The 785-nt window shown below is 51.6% G+C and carries 1 protein-coding gene; it reads right to left on the reverse strand.

The features are described 5' to 3' along the window. Window positions 1-785, reverse strand: a 785-nt coding sequence (locus ACTHUR_RS13340) for a class I SAM-dependent methyltransferase (RefSeq protein WP_440399008.1), incomplete at both ends; no start/stop codon positions are given.

A 785-nucleotide genomic window follows, 5' to 3' on the forward strand; every position in this document is an offset into this window, starting at 1 on the left:
TGATTTCCCAGCATTGATGGATTTTTTTGTTGCGGAAATCGTCGGGAACGGACTGCTTGGAAATATCTTTGACGGCGTATTGCTCCGATACCGAGTCGTCCAAGACGAAGCTGCGCAAGTTGTTGGAGAAATACAGAATGCCGTCTGAAGCGAGCAGGCTCATTGCGCCGTCAATCAGCTTTTTATGGTCGCGCTGGATGTCGAGGATGTCGAGCATCTTTTTGCTGTTGGAAAAGCTGGGTGGATCCATGACGATCAGGTCGAACTGTTTGCCTTCGGCGGCGGCATTTTGCAGGTATTGGAACACATCGGCGCGGACGATTTTGTGTTGTTCGGGGCTGATGCCGTTGAGTTCGAAATTGCGTTTCGCCCAATCGAGATAAGTGTTGGACAAATCGACGGTTTCGCTGGATACCGCGCCGCCGGTTGCGGCATAGACGGTAAAGCTGCAGGTGTAGGAAAACAGGTTGAGGAAGCGTTTGCCCGCTGCGGTTTCGCCGACTTTTTTGCGCGTGTTGCGGTGGTCGAGGAAAAGGCCGGTATCGAGGTATTTGTCGAGGTTGACCCAAAACTTGCGGCCGTTTTCAGTGATGACGAAATCGTCGCCGGTTTTGCCGGTTTTCTCGTATTGTTGTAAACCTTTTTGACGTTCTCGGCGTTTGAGGTGGATTTGTTCGGGCGCAAAACCGGTCACAAAACCGATGGCTTCCAATACATCGGCAAGCCATGCTTCGTATTCTTCGGGCTGCATCAGCCAGCCGGTATCGTATTCCTGAAGATGGATT

It is taken from the genome of Neisseria sp. P0021.S007 (assembly GCF_051956855.1).